This is a genomic window from Shimia sp. R9_2 (genome assembly GCF_017743735.1).
GTDB lineage: Bacteria > Pseudomonadota > Alphaproteobacteria > Rhodobacterales > Rhodobacteraceae > Shimia.
Map to the genome: position 1 here is coordinate 239529 of NZ_JAGHRO010000007.1, position 20560 is coordinate 260088.

The 20560-nt window shown below is 57.9% G+C and carries 22 protein-coding genes and 2 tRNA genes; 15 read left to right on the forward strand and 9 right to left on the reverse strand.

Annotated elements, in window-relative coordinates:
- The first annotated feature begins 61 nt into the window (after positions 1–61).
- Positions 62–805, forward strand: a complete 744-nt coding sequence (locus tag J7400_RS16795) for a folate-binding protein YgfZ (protein ID WP_209065232.1) — start codon at positions 62–64, stop codon at positions 803–805.
- A gap of 5 nt (positions 806–810) precedes the next feature.
- Here the strand turns inward: J7400_RS16795 and J7400_RS16800 are convergent, their stop codons facing one another.
- Positions 811–1284 carry a GNAT family N-acetyltransferase gene (locus tag J7400_RS16800; RefSeq protein WP_209065233.1) on the reverse strand — a complete coding sequence of 158 codons (474 nt, stop codon included), beginning with the start codon at positions 1282–1284 and terminating at the stop codon, positions 811–813.
- An 81-nt stretch (positions 1285–1365) separates the two neighbouring features.
- Positions 1366–1929, reverse strand: coding sequence for an elongation factor P (gene efp / locus J7400_RS16805; RefSeq protein WP_209065234.1), 564 nt, complete (start codon positions 1927–1929; stop codon positions 1366–1368).
- Positions 1930–2148: 219 nt separating this feature from the next.
- Here efp and J7400_RS16810 point away from each other — a divergent pair, with 219 nt between their 5' ends.
- Positions 2149–2469, forward strand: a complete 321-nt coding sequence (locus tag J7400_RS16810) for a DUF6280 family protein (RefSeq protein ID WP_209065235.1) — start codon at positions 2149–2151, stop codon at positions 2467–2469.
- Between the two features lie 184 nt (positions 2470–2653).
- On the opposite strand, the gene J7400_RS16815 is transcribed toward J7400_RS16810, so the two are convergent.
- From J7400_RS16815 to J7400_RS16825, 3 genes are all read right to left on the reverse strand, one after another.
- Entirely contained in the window at positions 2654–3649 is a 996-nt protein-coding gene (locus tag J7400_RS16815) for a hypothetical protein (RefSeq protein WP_209065236.1), read from the reverse strand.
- A gap of 73 nt (positions 3650–3722) precedes the next feature.
- Positions 3723–5141: a TolC family outer membrane protein gene (locus J7400_RS16820; RefSeq protein WP_209065237.1), complete on the reverse strand. Its 1419-nt coding sequence runs from the start codon at positions 5139–5141 to the stop codon at positions 3723–3725.
- Positions 5142–5184: 43 nt separating this feature from the next.
- Positions 5185–5838, reverse strand: coding sequence for a protein-L-isoaspartate O-methyltransferase (locus tag J7400_RS16825; protein WP_209065238.1), 654 nt, complete (start codon positions 5836–5838; stop codon positions 5185–5187).
- 244 nt (positions 5839–6082) lie between these two features.
- Between J7400_RS16825 and J7400_RS16830 the strand changes: the two genes are divergently transcribed.
- Positions 6083–6156, forward strand: a tRNA-Cys gene (locus J7400_RS16830).
- 286 nt (positions 6157–6442) lie between these two features.
- On the opposite strand, the gene J7400_RS16835 is transcribed toward J7400_RS16830, so the two are convergent.
- Positions 6443–6847 carry a hypothetical protein gene (locus J7400_RS16835; protein WP_209065239.1) on the reverse strand — a complete coding sequence of 135 codons (405 nt, stop codon included), beginning with the start codon at positions 6845–6847 and terminating at the stop codon, positions 6443–6445.
- Positions 6844–8259 (reverse strand): GMC family oxidoreductase, encoded by a 1416-nt coding sequence (locus J7400_RS16840; RefSeq protein ID WP_209065240.1) that lies wholly within the window; start codon positions 8257–8259, stop codon positions 6844–6846. Before J7400_RS16840 ends, J7400_RS16835 begins: the two co-directional genes overlap by 4 nt.
- Positions 8260–8797: 538 nt before the next feature.
- Between J7400_RS16840 and J7400_RS16845 the strand changes: the two genes are divergently transcribed.
- From J7400_RS16845 to J7400_RS16860, 4 genes are read left to right on the forward strand one after another with little or no spacing between them, the layout of a single operon-like run.
- The gene (locus tag J7400_RS16845; RefSeq protein WP_209065241.1) at positions 8798–9409 is read left to right on the forward strand and encodes an alginate O-acetyltransferase AlgF; all 612 of its coding nucleotides are present in this window, start codon (positions 8798–8800) and stop codon (positions 9407–9409) included.
- Positions 9410–9419: 10 nt separating this feature from the next.
- Positions 9420–10838 carry an MBOAT family protein gene (locus tag J7400_RS16850; RefSeq protein ID WP_209065242.1) on the forward strand — a complete coding sequence of 473 codons (1419 nt, stop codon included), beginning with the start codon at positions 9420–9422 and terminating at the stop codon, positions 10836–10838.
- A 12-nt stretch (positions 10839–10850) separates the two neighbouring features.
- Positions 10851–11879 carry a hypothetical protein gene (locus tag J7400_RS16855; protein ID WP_209065243.1) on the forward strand — a complete coding sequence of 343 codons (1029 nt, stop codon included), beginning with the start codon at positions 10851–10853 and terminating at the stop codon, positions 11877–11879.
- Positions 11876–13195, forward strand: a complete 1320-nt coding sequence (locus tag J7400_RS16860) for a hypothetical protein (protein WP_209065244.1) — start codon at positions 11876–11878, stop codon at positions 13193–13195. The genes J7400_RS16855 and J7400_RS16860 overlap by 4 nt, the downstream gene beginning before the upstream one ends.
- A gap of 80 nt (positions 13196–13275) precedes the next feature.
- Here the strand turns inward: J7400_RS16860 and J7400_RS16865 are convergent, their stop codons facing one another.
- On the reverse strand, positions 13276–14148 hold the full coding sequence (locus J7400_RS16865) for an SDR family oxidoreductase (RefSeq protein WP_209065245.1): 873 nt from the start codon (positions 14146–14148) through the stop codon (positions 13276–13278).
- Between the two features lie 131 nt (positions 14149–14279).
- On the opposite strand from J7400_RS16865, the gene J7400_RS16870 reads away from it, so the two are divergent.
- From J7400_RS16870 to J7400_RS21230, 4 genes are all read left to right on the forward strand, one after another.
- Positions 14280–15179: a LysR family transcriptional regulator gene (locus tag J7400_RS16870; protein ID WP_209065246.1), complete on the forward strand. Its 900-nt coding sequence runs from the start codon at positions 14280–14282 to the stop codon at positions 15177–15179.
- Between the two features lie 129 nt (positions 15180–15308).
- On the forward strand, positions 15309–15782 hold the full coding sequence (locus tag J7400_RS16875) for a carboxymuconolactone decarboxylase family protein (RefSeq protein ID WP_209065247.1): 474 nt from the start codon (positions 15309–15311) through the stop codon (positions 15780–15782).
- Positions 15779–16423, forward strand: coding sequence for a sigma-70 family RNA polymerase sigma factor (locus tag J7400_RS16880; RefSeq protein WP_247738866.1), 645 nt, complete (start codon positions 15779–15781; stop codon positions 16421–16423). Before J7400_RS16875 ends, J7400_RS16880 begins: the two co-directional genes overlap by 4 nt.
- Positions 16420–16683, forward strand: coding sequence for a hypothetical protein (locus J7400_RS21230; RefSeq protein ID WP_247738867.1), 264 nt, complete (start codon positions 16420–16422; stop codon positions 16681–16683). Before J7400_RS16880 ends, J7400_RS21230 begins: the two co-directional genes overlap by 4 nt.
- Positions 16684–16728: 45 nt before the next feature.
- Here the strand turns inward: J7400_RS21230 and J7400_RS16885 are convergent, their stop codons facing one another.
- Entirely contained in the window at positions 16729–18138 is a 1410-nt protein-coding gene (locus tag J7400_RS16885) for a DUF1266 domain-containing protein (protein ID WP_209065248.1), read from the reverse strand.
- Positions 18139–18404: 266 nt separating this feature from the next.
- On the opposite strand from J7400_RS16885, the gene J7400_RS16890 reads away from it, so the two are divergent.
- From J7400_RS16890 to J7400_RS16905, 4 genes are all read left to right on the forward strand, one after another.
- Positions 18405–18481, forward strand: a tRNA-Arg gene (locus J7400_RS16890).
- Positions 18482–19257: 776 nt separating this feature from the next.
- A complete protein-coding gene (locus J7400_RS16895; RefSeq protein ID WP_209065249.1) occupies positions 19258–19533 on the forward strand; it encodes a TIR domain-containing protein in 276 nt (91 codons plus the stop codon).
- 145 nt (positions 19534–19678) lie between these two features.
- The gene (locus tag J7400_RS16900; RefSeq protein ID WP_209065269.1) at positions 19679–20185 is read left to right on the forward strand and encodes a TIR domain-containing protein; all 507 of its coding nucleotides are present in this window, start codon (positions 19679–19681) and stop codon (positions 20183–20185) included.
- Between the two features lie 77 nt (positions 20186–20262).
- The gene (locus tag J7400_RS16905; protein ID WP_209065250.1) at positions 20263–20436 is read left to right on the forward strand and encodes a hypothetical protein; all 174 of its coding nucleotides are present in this window, start codon (positions 20263–20265) and stop codon (positions 20434–20436) included.
- The last annotated feature ends 124 nt before the right edge of the window (positions 20437–20560 follow it).

Here is a 20560-nt window from a genome sequence, read left to right on the forward strand (position 1 = left end):
CCCTGTTGCACGGCAGAAGCGCTTCTATATGAGAAGAGTACGCAAGAACAGGACGAACCGCATGACCACGCCCGCCCGCAAGATCCTCCGCCTCAGCGGGGCTGACACCGAAAGTTTCCTGCAAGGGCTTGTGACCAACGATCTGGACCATCTGAGCGACGGTCTGCTCTATGCCGCGCTGCTCACGCCGCAGGGCAAATACATCGCGGATTTCTTCCTGAAACGCGACGGCGCAGACATTCTGCTGGATGCAGACGCCGATCAGGCTCCTGCGCTGATCCAACGTCTCAGCATGTACAAACTGCGCGCGGATGTGGCGATTTCTGAGACCGATCTGCACCTGCATCGCGGTCTTGGCGACACGCCAGAGGATGGCGCGCCCGACCCGCGTGACACGGAACTTGGCTGGCGCGCCTATCGCGATGCGGCACAAACCGATGACACCGTAGACTGGACCGCACTCACCGTAGCCAATCAGGTGCCAAGCACCGGCATCGAGCTTGATGGTGACAGCTACATTCTGGAGATGGGGTTTGAGCGCCTTAACGGCGTGGACTTCCGCAAGGGCTGCTATGTCGGTCAGGAAGTCACCGCCCGCATGAAGCACAAAACCGAGCTGCGCAAAGGCCTCGCACTGGTCGAGATTGCGGGCGAAGCCCCTGTGGGCACGCCGATCCTGCGCGACGGGCGCGAAGTCGGCAAACTCTACAGCCAGTCCGGCGGCAAGGCGCTGGCCTATCTGCGTTTTGACCGCGCAGGAGACGGCATGACCGCCGGAGAGGCCACCGTCACCTACAAAGGCTAGGCCGCCTAGGGCGGGAGGGTTTTCTGAAACCGGAGCGCCAGCACATTTGCCCCCTGCCCGCGCATCAGGTTCTGGGAATGGGCGTTGAAGTCATGCACGACCGATCTCCATTCCCCATAGCCTTCTTCCCGCATCCAGCGCTCCATGGCGCCGATCAGCGCCGCGCCGATGCCCTGCCCGCGACAACGCTCATCCACGCAGATCTGGTCCAGCTCCACGAGCGCGCTGGCATGCACAAACGGATTGCCTTCCCGGCGGTTTGGCACCGCAAGTAAGAACCCACAGACAGCACCAGCGCCATCTTCGGCCACAAAAAGCTGCGCGCCGTCGCGAATCTTTTCCTCAAAAAACGCCTTGGCTGCGGCCTCCGGCACCTCCGCGCTGTACTGTTCTGGGTGTTTGGCCGCGTGAATCGCCTGCACCTGCGCCGAAAGCGGCAGGATCATGCCGATCTCATCTATTGCCAAAATGCGGATCATAAAAAAACCTCCGGTTGTTGGCCGGAGGTTTTTGGGTTTTGCCCCCGGCAGATTGCGCGGGGAAAAGGGTCCGTGCGCGGCTTATGCGCGCTCGGAATATTCCATGGTTTCGGTGTTCACGACGATGTCTTCGTCCTGCCCCACAAACGGTGGAACCATCACGCGCACACCATTGTCCAGCACCGCTGGCTTGAAGGAGTTTGCCGCTGTCTGGCCCTTCACAACCGGCTCAGTCTCGACAATTTTGCAGGTCACTTTCTGTGGCAGTGTCGCGTTCAGCGCCTCTGCTTCATAGAACTCCACAACGATGGTCATACCGTCCTGCAGGAACGGGCGACGCTCACCGAGCAACTCCGCAGAGATTTGATTTTGCTCATAAGTTTCGGTGTCCATGAAGATCAGCATACCGTCATCTTCATAGAGGAACTGCTGGTCTTTCTGCTCCAGACGCACGCGCTCTACCTTGTCGGCAGACCGGAAACGCTCGTTCAGTTTGGAGCCGTTGCGCAGGTTCTTCATTTCGACCTGTGCAAATGCGCCACCTTTACCGGGTTTCACGTGGTCGACCTTGACGGCGGCCCAAAGACCTCCGTTGTGCTCCAGCACGTTACCGGGGCGAATTTCATTTCCGTTGATCTTGGGCATGTTCAGAAACCGATAGAAAAAAGGTTGATTGAGTTGTTTTGCATCCTATATCTGGCCAGTCCGCAGCTGGCAAGGAGGCCAAGTGCGAAGCCCAATTTTCAGGCGATATGCGCTGAGTGCATGAAAGCTATGCAAAAACAGGCTACCCGAATCGCGCGGAATGCTTCATAAGGAGCGGCACGCCGAAAAACACAAGAGCAATAACACAAGGACGACGAGATGACCGATTTCGTTGATGCAGCGGCTTACAACAATGAACAAGGCAACCGGGCTCGCAAGCTTTTTGCGGCAGTTGTCCTGGCTGCGTTGGATGATGCCATTGCGGATGACAAAAAATACGGCAATGGTCCGGAGCAAATCGCGCGTTGGGCGCGCTCTCGCGACGGTCGTGAAGTGCTGTCCTGCGCCGGGATCGACCCGAACGAACGCGTGGTCGAAGGGCTGATGGAATTTGTCGGCAAAGGTGTCCGCACATCTGTTGCGCTGTCGCGTGAAGAAAGCGAACGCCGCAATGCCGCAGCTCAGGCTGAAGCCGCCTGAGGCAAGCCAAAGCTGCCAAACAAAAAACGCGCCTAAAACGGGCGCGTTTTTTGTTTTCTAATACCATGCACAAAAACCGAAACCAGTCGCAGTATCACTGGTAGATCACTGACTTCATCGCTGTATGAAGCAGGCAAAACATCTGTGCTCTCAAGGCGCAGAAGCAGTGGTGCCGTATCGCCGGTCAGCCCAGATCATGCGCGGCCAGCGCGCGGTGGATCTCACGCCGCACCAGCTTGCGCACATTGCGCGTGATGCGTTCGCCCAGCGCGCCCTGAAGCTCCTGACGCACAATGTCTGCCACCATCTCGCGCAGCATTGCCTCGTCGATTTCAGAGGCCTCTTCCAGCGTCTCCGCCAGATCTTCGATGCCGGGCAATTCTGTGGATTGCACGACCTCTTCGTGTATCTTGCCTTCCAGATCCGCCATCATGGCCTCCGCCGCAACGACATCCTCCTCATGATGCGCCCGCTCTGCTGCTGCCATATCAATGGCGGCAACATCTTCTACGGTTTCAGCATCACGGAACTGATGAATGCGTGTTTCCAGAACTTGCTTGAAGTCAAATGGCCGATCTTCCTCGATCGGCTCCTGAGGCAGATCTGCCGCCTCCTCCGCCACCTCGGCCGCGTCACCTTCGGCCTCAGCGTCCGCCGTCTCTACCACATCTTCGACAGAGGAAAACGCCTCCTCTTCGACAGCATCTTCATCGCTGTCTGAGAGGGCTTCATTTGCAAAAGCCGCGATGTCGAGGTCATCTTCGGCTTCCAGCGGGGACAATGCAAAAGGGTCTTTCGGCTCGTAAGGATCCTCTTTGGAGGCCCGCACAATATCCGCATCAAAAGAAAACTCATCCGCCTGACGAGCCGACGCCAGCGTCTCCTCACCCTCAGCTGAAGCGCTCTCTACATCAGCCTCCGGCAGGTCATCTGCTTCCGGCACACGCTGCGCCGGTGTCAACACCAACGCGAGCGGCGCATCCGCAGCAGACGCTGTTTCGTCAGCATCTGTCTGGGCATCAGTCGAAGCCTCAGCCTCGCCACGAAAGGCAGACAACGGAGCGGCCGCGTCCTCAGACGCATCGTCATCCCGTGCATCAACCGACCGGTTGTCAGAAACCAGTCGGCGAATGGAAGACAACACATCTTCGATTTCAGTATTTGTTACCGCGTCAGACATCGTTGATTACCGCTCTTACCTCACCGAGAGTGTAACGATTGGGAATGAACGGCACAACAGATAGGAAAAATTGTTATTCTTTCCCAATGGCTCGCAGCACACGGTCCAGCTGTTGCCCCTGCTTTGAGCGCAGCGCTGGCGCGTCTTTAACCAGGTTGTAATAAGCTTCCGGATCGTAGCGCTCCACGCGCAGGTTCAGGTGATCCACCGTCAGCAGACCCATGGAGGAAAGCACGCCATAGGCAGCCACAATCTGTGTCGCCTGTGCGGTGATTCGATCTGCTTCCGCGTCGAGCAGATCCTGCTCTGCGGTCAGAACATCAAGCGTGGTACGTGCGCCCAGCTTGGCTTCCTCACGGACGCCCTCAAATGCAATCCGAGCTGCATCCACCTGACGGCCACTGGCCTGAATCTGGGAACCAGAAGCCACAAAACGCGACCATGCCGTGCCGGCCTGCTGGCGGATATTGTGGCGTGTCAGGTGCAAGGAGGCCCGCACCGCATCGCGGCGTGCCATGCTCTGGCGCAACAGCGCTGACAGGCGGCCGCCCTGATAGATCGGGCCGGAGACCACAACTCCGAAATTTGCACCTTCGCTGTAGTTGTCATTGTCAAAGCGCTGGGTCGTGGCCACCGAGGATTCAAAGCTCAGCGACGGGTTCATAACCGCGCGCGCACGGTTCACGTTGAACTCAGCCGCCAGAATTTCGTGCTGAACGCGGCGCATGTCCGGGTGCGAGCGGATGGCCACGGCTTTGGCTTCTTCGATCGAATTGGCCGCACTTGGCAGAGAGGTCGGGGTCACAAGATTGTTGGGACGCGACCCGATGGCGGCTGCGTAAAATTCTTCGCTGGCTGCGAGATCGCCCTGTGCTGCCGCCAAGGAGGCGCGCGCGCCGGCAAGCCGTGCTTCGGCCAGCGCCACGTCGGTGCGGGTCACTTCGCCAACCTCAAAACGGTCCTGTGCGGCCTGCAGTTCGCGCTCCAGAAGGCGCAGGTTGTTGATGCGCAGTTCTACGATTTCCTTGTCGCGCACCACGTCCATGAAAGACTGTACCGCGTCAAACAGCACCTGCTGCTCTACAGAAACCAACGACTGGCGGGTGGCCAGCACGGTTTCTTTTGTGGCTTCCACAGCGTTTTTGGTCGCGCCGCTGTCATAGAGCAAAATGCTCGCGGATATGCCCACAGAGCTGCTGGTCGCCCAGTCGGTGACGCGGCGGTTGCCGGTCGCGCTGGAGCGGTTGGCGCTGTAGTCGTGGTCGATGCTGGCAGACCAGTTGATGATCGGACGCAGCAAGGCGGTGGAGGCCGCGACATCTTCGTCGGCCGCACGCAGCAACGCACGGTTTTGCTCAAGCAAACCGCTGTGTTCATAAGCGGTGGCCAGCGCGTCTGAAAGCGTCTGCGCCTGAGCAAACCCGCTCAACCCAACGGTCAGCGAGAGCGCTAGCATGCCATGCCGGGCCGTTTTTTTGAAAGTGTGGAACATTGTTGCTGCCTCTTTTTCTGTCCGCGCAAGGTGCCTGTTTTGCTTATAATTCAAAAGCGCGCTGTTTCTCAAAACCGGGCAAGACCGGCGCATTTGCATTAAACGCAAAGCTCCAGTTGACCTGGCCATCAATTTTATACCCGATGCGCACAACCCCCAGCGCACCTTCCACAAACAGGGCGCCAATCCGGCCGCCTTCTTTGAGCTGTACAAGAATCGTTGCGGGAAGCTCTTCAACGCCGCCCTGCAAAAGGATCACATCATAGGGGCCGTGTTCTGCTGCGCCCTCAGCAAGCGCGCCGGTATGCACAATCGCATTGTCCGCGCCCTGCTCGCTCAAGGTGGTCTGCGCCTCAGAAGCGCGGGATTCATCATCCTCAACGGCAATCACCGCCTCCGCCATGCACGCGATGACCGCGGAGGAATACCCCAGCCCGGTGCCGATATCGAGCACCAGCTCTTCGTTCTGAATATCCAGCGCGTCCAGCATCTTCGCAAATGTGCGCGCATCCAGCACCACCCGCCCCGAATCCAGCGAGACGCAGGTGTCGGCATAAGCCGCGGCGCGCTGCCCTGTCGGCACAAACGCTTCACGCGGCACCTCCAGAAGGGCCTCAATCACCGTGTATTTTGTCACGTCTGACGGGCGGACCTGTGTGTCCACCATGGTGGTGCGAAGTTCAGCGAAGTCAGTCATTTCAATCCCATGGAAGGAGACTCTCTGCAAAAGTCTTGCCACAACTGCGCAGTCACAGCAACGGAGTCGATCGGTCTTTTGCGTCACCTGTGGCATGTCTGCGCAAAGGAGGCCGCCTCATAAGGCCCGCTTGCGATTAATTTTTTGTGACAGGATTGCGCAGCATTCTGAAAAAGGGGCTTGCACCCGCCTCAGATTCGGATCATTTATGCGCCACTTTTGGGAGATCCCAAACACCACGGATGGCGAGTTGGCGGAGTGGTGACGCAGCGGATTGCAAATCCGTGTACACCGGTTCGATTCCGGTACTCGCCTCCACTTATTTCCTTAGCGGACGGAAGGCACTGACAGCGCTGGATCAACAGATTTCCGCCTAACTGGCTCGGTATAACAGACTGTACCACCCTTCTGGACAGACCAGCTTACCACACTCCTTTCCTCGTGCCTTTGTCGGCAAAGGGTCGAAAATACCACCTGTGCATCATGGTGCTTGAAGCCCTGCAACGCGGCTCAAAAAGGCAAGTATTGTGCTCCCCCCACAATGAAGCCCCCAGCCAATCAGACGCTCACATTCAAACGAGACCTCTCGCATCGGGCAGATCACTCACCCCCCAACATCCACAAACCAATTTGACGTTAGTTGATTGGCGCAGGGGGAGACATATGGATCAGAAATGCCCGAAAACTCGTAGTCTTCAACGCGACCCTCGGCAAACAAAACAACGTTGGTTGACTGAACAAGCTGTAAAAGCAAGTGCTGTTCGCGTCGTCTTGAGGTTTCCCCAAGCACTGACTTGATGAAGGCTTTCGCCTGCCGAACCAATCCAACGTCTGGCGCCACGTAGGACCGCAGAAACTCCTGCGTCGTCGTGTGTTGCGCGATCTCCTTTCCAAAAAACCGCTCTATGATGGCGTGCTCTACCGCCAAACCGCGCCGGAGTGCGAGCGTCCCGCCTCCCGCGATGACGGCCGCTGGCATATATAAAAGGAACACACGCCTTTTCATCATGTCACCTTGCTTCCTGCCCTCAAAGAGAGCGCGGACAACGTCAATGTCGGATTGGCTGGAGAACTGGATGGAAAGGCGCTTGCGCCAAGGACCCAAAGGTTGTCATTGCCGTGTTTGCGCAGATCTGCATCGACAACACTTTCGTCGCCGCTGTGTCCCATACGGCAGGTACCTTGGATATGCGCCTCGGTTACATTTACTGGTGACGCGTTCACAACAGACACAGGCCAAGGGAAAATCTCAGACAGGTTTGCCGCCGCGTAGTCTATTCCGCTGTAAGCATAGTCATGATGGCCATACCAAATCACCTTTGGAACGCCTTGATCATCTAAAACCACCTGATTTCTTGCCTGAGGTATGTCCTCGGCGATCAGTTTGATGTTCATGGTGTTGGTAACGGCACCCGGCACAAGTTGTATGGCAGGAATATTGAAGTTCTCGATCAATACGGCCGCGCGGGCCCCGCGGTCAGCATCTTTGTAGAACTTATAATTGTGCCCAGTGATCGACGTGCCGCCATAATACCCCGGCCCCGGCGCTGTAAGGCTTATGTTTTTTGAGGCCTGCTCGTGGATGTAACGCCCCGTGCTCGGGTTTTCATCTCCAGATCTCAGCAGAATGGATGCATTAAAAAACGCGTTGGCGGCCAACGCAACTCTGTCAGCTTTGACCTTATAGCCATTCGTCCGTTGTCGTATTTCCACACCGCTGACCGAAGTGCGCGCCAGGTCAAGCACCCGAGTGACTTCACTATCAAGAAGCAAAAACGTGTTATCGCGATTGAACAATTCCAAACCGTTCAAAATCGCGAATTTGGCATCTATTGGACATAGTCCACAGACATTATTTCCGCAGCAGATTGCGCGGCGACCACCGTTGCTGCGTGCTGTCGCATTTGGGACCCAATAGCTGTCGGCGCGAAGTCGAAATTCATGGCGCGTTGGAGAATGGCTTGGATACGGATATGGTCGGGACATGGGGTGCAGAAAGTCCCGCCCATCACCGGCAACCTCCATAATCGCTTCAGCTTCAGAATAATAAGGCTCCAAAGTGTCATAGGTGATTGGCCAGTCCCTTCCGATGCCAAATTTCGACCAAAGCATGAAGTCATCCGGAAGGAAGCGAGGCGTTTGCGCCCACCAACAATTTGAATTTCCACCAAATTTAGAGTGGGCAACCCAGAGCTTTTTGTGAGCTGACAGGTTATCCATTGCAATTGTTTCTAATGCATTTGCGTGGCTTCGGACGTCGAGCGTATCGGCATGACTGGCCCAGGGACCTTTTTCAACTATCAGGACACGAAAGTTGGATGGCAGCGCTCTTAAAAAGAACATGCAGGCAAAACTGCTTCCAACGATTATCATATCCCAGCTTCGAGAAGCTGCGTCGGCAATTTCAATAAGTTTAAGCATTTATAAAATCCTGAAAGCTCAGCTAATAATTGCTTTCATCTGTGCTGGATTCTTTTTTTGATTAAATCAACGTGTACAACCTTTGGAATCATCATATACCGCTTTTGAGATTCCTATATGCAATAATTTCAACCATTTTGCCCGCGTCAAATTACCCCAATGACCCGAGAAGCAATGCCGTGAGACGGTTCGTTGTGCGCATTCTTTAAAATATTTGCTTTCCGAGGACTTAAACTGAAGCGCGTGCTTTGGTGGGAGTTATTGCCAAATACAGGTGGGAACGAGACCGTGAATCATTTATGTACTCCTCATCAGCCCCGCCTCGAGATATTCACAATGCTATATTTTAAATAGAAGCCATACCCAACGGCACCCGCCACCATTTACCCCCTTCGCAGCACGACCGCCCAAAAACCGGCCCACGCCTCTCCTTTGGCGGGTTTGCCTATACTTTTGGCAATACGGCTAACCAGCTGCCCGTCCCTCCGCCTGCTCCTCCCGCGCTATCCAGTTTGGGACAGCGATTTGGAGCCGGACGATGCCCTTTTTTAAACCTCAGACGATACTTGCCGCCCTTATGGCCATCGGAACCGCGATCTTGCCGCTGCGCGCAGAGGAGGCGGCGCTTTATGAGGCTCCCGCGCCGGAAGATGCGGTGTTTGTCCGTGTGCTGGCGGAATTTGACGCCGCTGGCAGCGCGGTAACTTTCGCCGGGCAGCAACTGCCAATAGCAGAGACCCCAGATGACACATATGTGGCCATCAGCGCCGCCAATTTAAGCGGGGTGCGCGCGGGCAGCTACTATAGCCTCGCCGACAGTCCATCCGCCCCTGTTGTCATAGAGGAACCAGCGCGGGAGACCGCCGCCAAGGTGCACCTCATTCTTGTGAATACCGGAACAGATCCGGTGCGCCTGATTGTGCCCACGCGCGAGACCGAGGTGATTGCGGCGGTGCCCGCGGGCGCGGCGGCCAGTCGGGCTGTGAACCCCATCGCGGTGACACTGGCGGTTCAGCGCGTCAGCGACGGCGCGCTGCTCGGCACCTTTGATCTGTCGCTGTCGCGCGGACAAAACATGAGCTTCATCGCAAATGCTGATAGCGCGCGCCTGATTGAGAACAGCTTTGGTCCTGTTCTCTCAGCCAACTGAGGGCGTGGCCATGGTGTTTTCCACCCCCATCTTCCTGTTCGGCTTCCTGCCCGTCTTTCTGCTGATCTATTACCTCACGCCCCCGCGCTTCCGCACCTTGGTGCTGCTGATCGCAAGCTGCGTGTTTTATGGCTGGTGGAAAGTGAGCTACCTCGCCTTGGTACTGGCCATTGCCTCCATCAGCTATGTGGCCGGGGCTGTGGCAACACACAGTCGCGCGGTATCACGGCGGCTTTGGGCGGTGCGTCTGGGTGTTGCGATCAATCTGCTGATCCTTGGCTGGTTCAAATACGCCTATTTTATCGCAGGTTCCTACAATGACGCGCTTGCCCGCCTAGGGGCCACACCCGGTGGCGGTGTCAGCCTACCGGAGATCGTTCTGCCAATCGGGCTGTCGTTTCTGGTGTTTCAATCCATCAGCTACATTCTGGATGTGGCGCGCGGCGACGCCCCGCCCGCCGCGCGGCTTGTGGATTTTCTGGCGTTTTCTTCCCTGTTTCCACAGCTGATCGCAGGGCCAATCCTGCGCTACAAGGATCTCGCCCATCAGTTTGAGCACCGCACCCATTCTCTGGCAAATTTCGTCACAGGTGTGCGCCGCTTTGTGACAGGTCTGGCGATGAAGATCCTGATCGCAGACAGCGTCGCCCCGCTCGCGGACCGGATGTTTGCGCTCAGCGCTCCGACCATGGCCGAAGCCTGGCTTGGTGCGACGGCCTACGCGATCCAGCTCTTTTTTGATTTCGCAGGCTACTCCGCCATGGCGATCGGGCTGGGCTTGATGCTCGGTTTTCGCTTCATGGAGAATTTCAACGCACCATACGTGAGCCAATCCGTCACGGAATTCTGGCGGCGCTGGCACATCAGCCTGTCCACGTGGCTGCGCGACTACCTCTATGTGCCGCTGGGTGGCAATCGCGGGGGCGCGGTAAAAACCTATCGCAATCTGATCCTGACGATGCTTCTGGGCGGCCTGTGGCATGGCGCAAACTGGACCTTCGTGCTCTGGGGGCTGTGGCACGGCGGCTTGATGGCGATTGAGCGCGCCTTGGGCGCCAAGCACCGCGCCACGGTCTGGCCCCGCACGCTCGCCTGGTCTCTGACCATGGTGTTTGTGCTGATCGGCTGGGTGATGTTCCGCGCCGACACGGTAAGCCACGCCTTTGGCATCTATGGCGGCATGATCGGCGTAAACGGCCACCTGCTGTCACCTGAGAGCGCCCTGTTGCTCCGCCCGACCGAGCTTGCCTGCCTGATCCTCGGCGCTGCCCTCTCTGTGCGTCCCTTCTGGCAAGCTGCCTTGCAGATGCCACGCAGCAGCGCGCTCTGGTCCGCCTCAGCCCGCCTGCGCAGCGCGGCCCTGTTCCTGCTCTGCGCTGTGGTCATTCAGGCGCGCGGCGAGGCCCCTTTCCTCTATTTTCAGTTTTGACGGAGCCCTGTGATGTCGTTTCGCCCTTCCCTCCACACTCAGGCCTTTGTCGCCGGATTTATTGCACTGACGCTCCTTCCGGGGATCTGGATGATTGCCAAAGCGCCCCTCGCAGGCCTTGAGGCCAATGTCCTCTCTGGTGCCGCCCAGCGCCAATATGAGAGCCGGTTTGACGACAGTTTCCCTCTCCGGTCCTCCCTGCGCCAAACTTGGGCCGCGCTGAAGTTCGGCCTCTTTGCGGAAATGGCAGAAGGCGCGGTGGCCGGGGCCAACGGCGTCCTCTTCACGTCAGAAGAGCTGATGCCGCCGAAAGCCAGCCAAGACTTTTTGACAGCGCTACGCGCTGCACAGTCGCCGATTGAAGCGATGGGCGCTGAACTGGTGCCAGTGATCCTCCCGGACAAAATCCGCATGATGGCAGATGCCCTGCCCCGCACCCGTTCTGCGCAGTTTGCGGAGCGCTATGACCACCTGCTGCAGATGATTGCCGCAGAAGGGCTGCGCACCTTGGATATGCGCCCAGCGCTCTCAGGGCCAAATGCCTTCATGCGCACAGACACCCATTGGAGCCCCGAAGGTGCGCGCAACGTGGCGCAGGCCTTGTCTAAAACCCTCGCCGGTGAAATCAGCAACCCGACGCCGTTTGAGACGCGACACACCGGCACCCGCAGCTTTGACGGGGATCTGCTGGCCTTTGCCGATACCGGCATCTGGCGGCCCTACGTTGGCCCCGCACCCGAGCAGATCAACACCTATGAAACCCAATCCACGTCCAGCCAAGCGCTCGGCCTCTTTGACGACATCAAAACGCCGGTTGCCCTTGTCGGCACCAGCTTTTCGGCGCGTCAGGATTTTCACTTCACAGGTTTCCTGAAATCCAGCCTGCAGGCGGAGGTGCTGTCTTTCGCCATGGAAGGACGTGGCCCGTTCACGCCGATGGAGCGCTTTCTGTCAGACGGGCAACTGATCACCACCCAGCCGCGAATCGTCCTTTGGGAAATCCCTGAACGCTACATTGACACCTGGAGCACCACACCATGAAACACATTCTTGCCGCCCTCGCCGCCGCCAGCATCTGCGCAACCACAGCCCATGCCGAGCCCTTGTGTTCAGAGTTTCGCTCGCCTGACACCATGCCCAAGAAATACCGCAAGCTGGCCCCTGTCCTCTCGGGGTCGCCAAGCGATTGGGTGATCACCGCCGACCAGATGGACACCACCTATCTGCCTGATGCGCAGGCCGCCCATCTGCTGTCGCAGATCGCTTCCGCGTTTGAGGCGCGCGGCACACGGCTTGCCATTCTGATGGCCCCGCCCCGCCCGCTGATCGCCGGACAATCCACCTTGGAGACCCTCGCCAAAGAAGAGATCGACTTTGATGTGGCTGCGGTGAGCGCGTCTTTCACCCAGATGATCGAGCTGCTGCGCGCCTCAGGCGTGATCGCGCCAAACCTGCTGGAGCACGCAATCAGTGATGAGACCCTGCGCGAGGCGTTTTACTACCGGCACGACACCCATTGGACACCGCGGGGCGCGGCCGAAAGCGCGATGGCCCTCGCCCATGAGGTCAGAGCCGCCGGGATTGACGCCTTTGCCGACACACACCCTGTGCAGCCCAATCTCGCCTCAACGCAGGTCTTTTCCGAGCGCGGCTCACTGGCTGATATGGCGAAGGCGGTGTGCGGCGTAGAACTTCCTCCAGTGACACAGATCATCCCCGCCTTCCCAAGCGCGGAGACCGATCTGCTGGCCGACACCACAGGCCGCCCGCGTATCCTTTTGGCGGGGTCAAGCTTCAGCAACCGGTATAAGAAAGATGCCTACCGTGTGGCTGATGCGATCAGCGGAGCCTTGCAGGCCGATGTGATCAACCACTCTGTTTCCGGCGGCGGGGCCATCGGCGCAATTGAAGGCGTGGTCAACGCCGGCCTGCTGACAGAGGACGCCCCGTATGATCTGGTCATCTGGGAGCTGCCCTACACAGATGGCCTGCGCAATCCGGGTGTGTTGCGCCAACTGCTGGGCGCCTTGCAAAACGACCCTGCCAAGCTGGCTGCACCTGCCGCCGCGCTGGCATCATCCGGCAAGACACGGATCGACGTGACCAGCCGCCAGCCCGCGATGATGGCCCTGCATCTCCCCGAAACCACAGTGCAGCGCATCAAAATCGATCTGCGCTTTGAGGACGGCACCAAGCAAACCCAATCCATGATCCGCAAGAAACATGTCCCCGCAGCGCTGCGCTCTGATTGGTGGGCCTTCAGCCTGGATGACCTGTCAGCACAAGGATTGCAGTCAATCACTCTGCGCTATGACGGGCCAGCAATCGGTGCCGGGGCCACCGCGCATTTCTATTGAGCGCACGCGCAAGCTCAGTTCAAAGACAAAAGCCCCGGGATCTCTCCCCCGGGGCTTAGTTTTTCGGGCGCAGATGCCTCTCAACCGCAGGTGTTGACCGACACGCCAAGATGCTCCAACCCCAGCGCCTTTATGGTGTCTGCCTGTATCGGCGCGGTCATCGTGTTGATGGCTTCCGCCCCAAAGCTGTTGCCCACCACAACCCGCGCCGGGCGCTGGCCTGCGGGCTGCACCACCAGATCCGCCACAGCGTCAGCAATATCCTGAGGATTGGGCGCCTGCTCCCCTGACAGCATCACCATGAACTGATCAAACATCGCCGCAGGGATCTGCCCCACCTCGCCATAGGCCTCCACCCGGCTGTGATCCACCGGCTGATCGGCGCTGGCGTACATCTGTGTCGGATAGGCACTTGGCTGCACCAGACACACATCAATCCCCAGTTGGGACAGCTCATAGCGGTAGCTGTCCGTCATTGCCTCCACCGCAAATTTGCTCGCCCCATAAAGGCCAAAAAACGGAAAGGTCACACGCCCGAGGATGGAGCCGATGTTCACCACCAGCCCCGTCTTGTGCTGGCGCATCAAAGGCAACACAGCGCGGGTGACGCGATGCACACCCAGAACATTCACATCAAACAGATTTGCGAGTTGTTCCTCGGAAAACGCCTCAGACACCCCGGCAGAGGCCACACCCGCATTGTTGACCAGAACATCGATCTGACCCTCTTTGCCCGCAATGACATCCACAGCCGCTGCGACCGACTGGCTTTGCGTAACGTCCAGATCCAGCACCTGCAGCCCCCGATCACGCAGGGCCTCCGCATGGGCGCTGTTCTTCCCCTCAGTGTCGCGCATGGTTGCATAAACCCGATGGCCGCTCCCCGCCAAAGTCTCACAAATCAGCCGCCCAAACCCGCTGGAGGCACCGGTCACAAGAATTGTTTTAGGCATATCAAACTCACTTTCATCTCTCTTGCCATGGCAACGCCGGACTGGCGTCTCGCCTGTGGTTTCAATATGATTTATGCCAAAGTTGAGATAAGTCGCTAACTTGGAACATCATATGTGCTCACGGGGAACAAATGGATGATCTGACTCTGCTGCGCCTGTTTGTGCAGGTGGTGGACAAAGGCAGCTTTTCCGCTGTCGCCCGCGCCACCCACACCACGCCCTCCGCAGTATCCCGTCAGATATCCCGACTGGAGGAAGATCTGGGTACCCGGCTTTTGCAACGCACCACCCGGCAACAGGTTCTGACCGAGGCCGGAGAGATCTACCTGCGCCACGCCCGCCAGATCGCCGAAGACACAGAGGCCGCGCGGCGGGCTGTGTCTCAGCTGGGGCAGGACCCTTCCGGTGTGCTGCGGATCACGGCAGAGGCAGACCTCGCCAATGCGCTCCTGTCGCCGATGCTGCCGGAGTTCCTCGCCAAGTACCCAAACCTGCGCGTGCAACTGCACACTTCCGCCAAGATGGAAGACCTCATCGACCGCGGCATCGACGTCGCCATCCGCATGGGCCATTTGGAGAGCTCCAGCCTTATCGCAAAACGGCTGGTGATGAGCCGGTCTCTGCTTGTGGCCAGCCCTGCGTTTCTGGCCAATTGCGGCACCCCCAGCCACCCCAAAGATCTGAGCACTCTTACCTGCCTGTCCTTTAAAACCGAAACGGAGCGCACGATTTGGCGTTTCAAAACCGGTGATGAGGTGCTCGACATCCCGGTTTCCGGGCGGTTTCAGGTCGGCAGCCTTGTCCTGCTCAGAGAGGCTGCAAAATCCGGTTTGGGCATCGCCATGCTGCCGATCTGGACCGTGCGCGATGATCTCGATACAGGCACCTTGTTACCGGTGCTTCCCGGCTTTCCACTGGAGCCCCCCGCCACCCCGATCAATGCCGTCTACCCCAGTGGCCGCTTCCTCGCCAGCAAGGTCCGCGTGTTCATTGATGCGCTGAGCCTCTGGTCGGAGACACATTTCAAATAGCGCAGCCAGTGTCGGAAATTTCGCCTCACAGCAGCACGCCGCCAAAAAAGTGCAGAAATTTTGCGATGGGATGTCACAAATCCCGCCGCCCACGTGTCCTCCTTATGTCACGAACAACAGGAGACAAAGATGTCCACGCAAAACGCCCAGCGCCTTGACCACTTCGTGGTCGCGCCAGATCTGCTCAAACCCCTGCTCGACCAGGAAGCCCTCCTGAAGCAAAGCGGGCTCGAACACAGCCTGATTGAGCTGGTGAAACTGCGCGCCTCACAGATCAACGGCTGCGCCTTCTGCATCAACATGCACTGGCAGGATGCCAAGACCCACGGCGAGCGCGAAGAACGGCTCTATCTGCTCAATGCTTGGCGCGAGGCGTCTGTCTATACCCCGCGTGAAACCGCAGCGCTTGCTTGGGCCGAGGCCCTGACCCGCATTGAAATCACGCAAGCCCCCGATGCGGATTACGCCGCAATCAACGCGCAGTTCACCCCGCGCGAGCAGGCTGCGCTCACCCTTGTGATCTGCGCGATCAACAGTTGGAACCGTATTGCCATCGGGTTTCGCATGCCCCACGATTTGCCGCAGGAGGCAGATGCCGCATGACCGCCGGGGCGGACCCGATTTCCACGAGAGACTTCCTCTCTTTGCGGCCGCGCCTTTTCGCGGTCGCCTACCGTATGCTCGGCTCGGTCAGCGACGCCGAAGACATCGTGCAGGACTGCTTCATCAGGTGGCAACAGGTCAATCGGGAGCATGTGAGCGACCCCACCGGCTTTCTCATCAAGATTGCCACCAACCTCTGTCTCGACCGGTTGCGCGCCGCCAAACATCTGCGCGCGGAGTATCCCGGCGAGTGGCTGCCTGAACCCATCCTGACCGACGATCCGACAGAGCGCACCGACCATGATGTCTCCGTCGCGCTGCTGCTGGCACTGGAACGCCTGCCCCCGCTGGAGCGCGCGGCGTTTCTGCTGCGGGATGTGTTTGACGTCGACTACGACGAAGTGGCCACAATCCTAGAGCGCAGCCCCGCCACCTGCCGCAAACTGGTGACCCGGGCGCGCAGCCATGTGCATGAGGCCCGCCCGCGCAGCACTGTCAGCGCCTCAGAGGGCGAAGCGATTACGCTGGCTTTCTTCCAAGCGGCGCCCACCGGCGACGCCGGGGCCTTGTCCCGTCTCCTTGCAGAGAACGCGCAAGTGATCGCGGATGGCGGCGCAAGGCCATTGCCGCCCGGCGTGTGATCTCTGGACGAGAGCGGCTGGTCCGCTTCTTTGCTGGCATCGCCCAAAAGCAGGAAGGCCTGCCACCCTCGCCATGGCACTTCCGCCACCTCAACGGGCTGCCTGCCATCCTCAGCCGCACGCCCGAGGATGGCCTGATCCAGACAACGGCCCTCAAGATCGAAGACGGCCAGATCACCGGCATCTACATCGTTCGCAACCCGGAAAAGACCGCCCATCTGGCCCCTATCTTCGACCTTCCAATGAGGCCAGACACCTGAGCGCCTTTGTCTTTCGTGCCTCGTCGGACGCTAAAAAACGCGCTCTTAGTGCAAGAGCGCGCCCTCAGGTTGGCTGATCTCCGCAAGCGGCGGCGGCGCAACAGCCGCGCCAAGCGTTTGCGGCATGAAGAACGGGTTCACGTCATTGCCCGCCAAGGCCTGCGCCAAAGCCTCCTTTGCCGCCGCATCTGCCTCTGGCCACGGCAGCTGACGCCCGATCGGAAAGTGCTGAGCCATCACTTTGTGGCACTCATCCGCAGCGCCGGAGGTCTCGGAATAGGCATCCGCCGGTTTGCTGTCGCGCATCTTCCAGGACAGATATCCAATGACTTCGCTGCAGAAATAGCTCTGCCAATCCGGAAAGACCGCACTGGCCACCTGCCGGTAGGCGGGCAGCTCACTGCGCAGCTCTTCCCGGGTCAGGAAACCCGCGGCATAGGCATTGCGAAGCAAGAACATGCCCCGGCTCAGATCAAACCCCCAGCCCAGCGCCAGCAGATCGTCTTCGCCCTGCGGATAGAGCACCTGATCAATCGCCTCCGCCTTAAACAGGAACATATTGCGCAGATCATTGCGCAACGCCAAACGGCCCACATGGCGCACGATCTGGAACATCTGATCACGCGCGTCTCCATGCAGCTTCAGGCTCTGCGGATCCTCAAACTCTTCGCATTTGTCCCTGATCGCCGCCAGAAACACCGCTTCATCCAATCCAAACTGATCCAGCGCCGCCACCAGTGACTGCCCCTGTGTCTCCTCCGCATGCGGCTGATCTTCATCCGGGAAAAACACCTGATGAAAACTGTCATGCGGCACCCCGGTCAGGCTGGACAGAATATCATAGACAATATCAAAGCCTTCCTGATTGATCATATTCACAATTGAGCACCGGTGCAGTTTGCCGTCACGCAGATCATGGATCATCGTCAAAGCGCCCTTCTTGGAGGTGATCCCCCAATCCCGCTTCAGCGCGCGTGCAAGATGCTCGGAATAGTCAAACTTCAGCGTGATGTAGGGTCGCGTCTCGGAAAACGCCGGATCGTCATAGCCTGCCTTGCGGTCCCAGAACGGGAAGTTCTCATAGGTGTGGTACCAGCCCTGATCGCGATAGGTGAACCGCGCGCACAGATTAAGGGCCTGCAGCTCCTCTTCTCCCAGAAGCTCGTTTTCGCGCGCCTTGTGATAGCGCGTGATTTCCTGCTTGGCCCGCCCGCGCAGCTTTCTCACAGCAAAATGCGTCAAAAACAGCGTCGGGATCATAAGGTAGAAAAAGATCTCGCTCACCCCGAAAAACGGCAGAGACAGCAGCGCCGGCAGGCTGCTCACCGACAGCACGATCACGCGGATCCGGGTGAAGAAGTTGCTATACACGCGGCGCCAGGGTTCTTTGGGTAAAGTCAGCGTCCGGGTGCCTGCGAGGTTCTGGATATTGCTCGACAAAAAAGGCTTGGTCATTCGGGTCACACAGTCTCAATAATGCCCGTCTGAAGTGGCACAGCTTTTGAGCGAATGCAAAGGACGCAACACCCGATAGCCCAAAGCCGCGTTAAACTCCGCGTTACTGCCACAGCTTGCCGCTCTGCCACGCTGTGAGCCGCACCACGACCGCGCCTATGGCACGTCTTTGCAGGCAGATCTGCGCAGAAAGAAGTGAGATCTGACTTTTCTGTCTTTTTGCTCTTGCGCTCCCGCCCGCAAGGCTCTAAATCCCCCTTCACCGCGCTCTGGTAGCTCAGCTGGATAGAGTACTTGACTACGAATCAAGGGGTCGGGGGTTCGAATCCTCCCCAGAGCGCCATTTTCCAAATGTTGAACGTCACACGACTTTGACCTTTGCGTCATAAACTGACCCAACATCTCCATTTTGCTCCCGCAGGCTGTTTCGATTGATCTGACTTCCCTTTTCGGAAAATCAGGGCTGATTTGCAGGTTCAGTCGGCGAAGCCGCCTGCTCCTGCTGATCTGCCACGTGGCGAACGCGGATGGGGGCGAGGCAATGCTATTCGACAAAAGTGGTGCGGCCCGCAGCGCAGAGCGCGAGGACACGGTTTTGTCTAATAGGGTTGCCCGAGGGGGAAGGCAGCGCTTTCCCCCTGGCCCACAAAACGAAAGCGGCGGGGCCACGAGCCCCGCCACGACCGACGTCGCACTTCAGAAATCACTATTTGCGCCGACGATAATGAGCGCTGCGGAGTAACACGAACGGCCCACAGGAGACATTCACCATCATCCAAAGATGCTGCGGCTGCAGCCCGCTTTTCGGACATTAGCCGAAAGCACAATTCGTGAGATAGGTACGACGTAAAACCAACGGAAACTTGATCCTATCTTATTCCGAGATTTCGCCCTCCGCAGTTCCCTAAACTACCCTCCCTTCACGGAACGCCTCAAGGAATTTCCGCCTATCATACAATCGAATGGCGTTTATTGCGAAGGCGTCTAACCCGCAGCCACGCCCGCCTCCTTGCGCGGGAGCAATTCTGTCCATGTAGGCACTGTTTCTGGGTTGCGACAATCATTTAAAAGCCCTGCCTTAAGTTGATCTGAGATATGTCGTCTCCATGGGAAAAACACTTGAAGACACCAATTTTTGTGAGTTTCGATTTCGACAACGACCGCAGGCTAAAGGACTTCATCATCCAACAAGCTCGTCGTCAGGATTCGCCTTTCCAAGTTATTGATCATTCGCTCAAGGAAGCCGCTCCTGAGAGGAGTTGGGAAGAAAGAGCGGCCAAGGCGATTGCACGCGCCAAGGTGGTACTCGTGATGGTTGGCCCTCAAACCCACCGAGCTCCTGGTGTGCTGAAGGAGATAAAAATGGCCCGAGAACAAGGCAAACGGGTTGTTTAAATCATCGGCTACCGCAACGGGGAGTATACACCCGTTAAAGGAGCCGGCCAGCTTTACCGCTGGAATTGGAATAACTTGACCAAGATCCTTGGTTGAGAGGTTCGTTCCTTCAACCAAACGAAATAACTTTGAAAAAGGAAACAAATTGGCGCGGCGAGTATTTTTTAGCTTTCATTTCAAGAACGACCACTCAAGGACCCAACAGGTGCGGAATATGAACTCACTGGATGGGAACAGCTCGGTGACGCCAAACAAATGGGAAGAGATCAAGAAGACGGGTGATGCGGCGATCAAGAAATGGGTCAACGACAATATGTCAGGAAAGTCGTATCTTGTTGTTCTGGTCGGCAGTGAAACAGCAACCAGACCTTGGGTTAGGTATGAAATCCGCAAGGCCTGGGAAGAAAGGAAGGGTGTTCTTGGCATCCACATTCATGGGCTGAAGGACCTCGGTGGGAACACATCGCTGAAGGGTACCAGTCCCTTTGCCGATCTTAAGGTTTCCGAAGATGGGAAACTTGTAACTCTCGGCGCTGCTCCAACACTGAAGAACCCAGCAGGCAGCACCTCCAAAGAAATTTATGCATCCATTCAGAATGGCATCGATGACTGGATTGAGGAAGCGATCAAAAATCGGGCGAGCTACAAGTAAGTGCCAGGTCTGGCCTCGCATCTATTTTTGCTGCCTCTCGAAACTATTATTGGGTTTCGTTGAGAATAGGAGAAAACATGAAGCGTGAAGTTCTTCTGTTTGTTGAAAAGTTCGTTGAAGAAATCCGTGCCGAAAATGCCGCAGTTTTTCTTGGGGCGGGCGCGTCCAAAGCTGCGGGCCACGTAGATTGGGCTGAGTTGCTCGAGCCTCTAGCTAGAGAGCTGGAACTCGATGCTTCTAAGGAACCGTGATCAGCCCCACCCAAGTGGTCCGGTTTGATTGTTAGTGCATGACTGGCCTCTGATCCATCGGGACGACGGTTTCCGGCGCTGGTGGGCGGTAACCCAGAGCACTATGCGGTCGTTTGGTGTTGTA

What these genes read in the sequence shown, in the direction of transcription:
- J7400_RS16795 (WP_209065232.1), top strand. Translation starts at nt 62, where the DNA reads ATGACCACGCCCGCCCGCAAGATCCTCCGCCTCAGCGGGGCTGACACC.
- J7400_RS16800 (WP_209065233.1), bottom strand. Translation starts at nt 1,284, where the DNA reads ATGATCCGCATTTTGGCAATAGATGAGATCGGCATGATCCTGCCGCTT.
- efp (WP_209065234.1), bottom strand. Translation starts at nt 1,929, where the DNA reads ATGCCCAAGATCAACGGAAATGAAATTCGCCCCGGTAACGTGCTGGAG.
- J7400_RS16810 (WP_209065235.1), top strand. Translation starts at nt 2,149, where the DNA reads ATGACCGATTTCGTTGATGCAGCGGCTTACAACAATGAACAAGGCAAC.
- J7400_RS16815 (WP_209065236.1), bottom strand. Translation starts at nt 3,649, where the DNA reads ATGTCTGACGCGGTAACAAATACTGAAATCGAAGATGTGTTGTCTTCC.
- J7400_RS16820 (WP_209065237.1), bottom strand. Translation starts at nt 5,141, where the DNA reads ATGTTCCACACTTTCAAAAAAACGGCCCGGCATGGCATGCTAGCGCTC.
- J7400_RS16825 (WP_209065238.1), bottom strand. Translation starts at nt 5,838, where the DNA reads ATGACTGACTTCGCTGAACTTCGCACCACCATGGTGGACACACAGGTC.
- J7400_RS16835 (WP_209065239.1), bottom strand. Translation starts at nt 6,847, where the DNA reads ATGATGAAAAGGCGTGTGTTCCTTTTATATATGCCAGCGGCCGTCATC.
- J7400_RS16840 (WP_209065240.1), bottom strand. Translation starts at nt 8,259, where the DNA reads ATGCTTAAACTTATTGAAATTGCCGACGCAGCTTCTCGAAGCTGGGAT.
- J7400_RS16845 (WP_209065241.1), top strand. Translation starts at nt 8,798, where the DNA reads ATGCCCTTTTTTAAACCTCAGACGATACTTGCCGCCCTTATGGCCATC.
- J7400_RS16850 (WP_209065242.1), top strand. Translation starts at nt 9,420, where the DNA reads ATGGTGTTTTCCACCCCCATCTTCCTGTTCGGCTTCCTGCCCGTCTTT.
- J7400_RS16855 (WP_209065243.1), top strand. Translation starts at nt 10,851, where the DNA reads ATGTCGTTTCGCCCTTCCCTCCACACTCAGGCCTTTGTCGCCGGATTT.
- J7400_RS16860 (WP_209065244.1), top strand. Translation starts at nt 11,876, where the DNA reads ATGAAACACATTCTTGCCGCCCTCGCCGCCGCCAGCATCTGCGCAACC.
- J7400_RS16865 (WP_209065245.1), bottom strand. Translation starts at nt 14,148, where the DNA reads ATGCCTAAAACAATTCTTGTGACCGGTGCCTCCAGCGGGTTTGGGCGG.
- J7400_RS16870 (WP_209065246.1), top strand. Translation starts at nt 14,280, where the DNA reads ATGGATGATCTGACTCTGCTGCGCCTGTTTGTGCAGGTGGTGGACAAA.
- J7400_RS16875 (WP_209065247.1), top strand. Translation starts at nt 15,309, where the DNA reads ATGTCCACGCAAAACGCCCAGCGCCTTGACCACTTCGTGGTCGCGCCA.
- J7400_RS16880 (WP_247738866.1), top strand. Translation starts at nt 15,779, where the DNA reads ATGACCGCCGGGGCGGACCCGATTTCCACGAGAGACTTCCTCTCTTTG.
- J7400_RS16885 (WP_209065248.1), bottom strand. Translation starts at nt 18,138, where the DNA reads ATGACCAAGCCTTTTTTGTCGAGCAATATCCAGAACCTCGCAGGCACC.
- J7400_RS16905 (WP_209065250.1), top strand. Translation starts at nt 20,263, where the DNA reads ATGAAGCGTGAAGTTCTTCTGTTTGTTGAAAAGTTCGTTGAAGAAATC.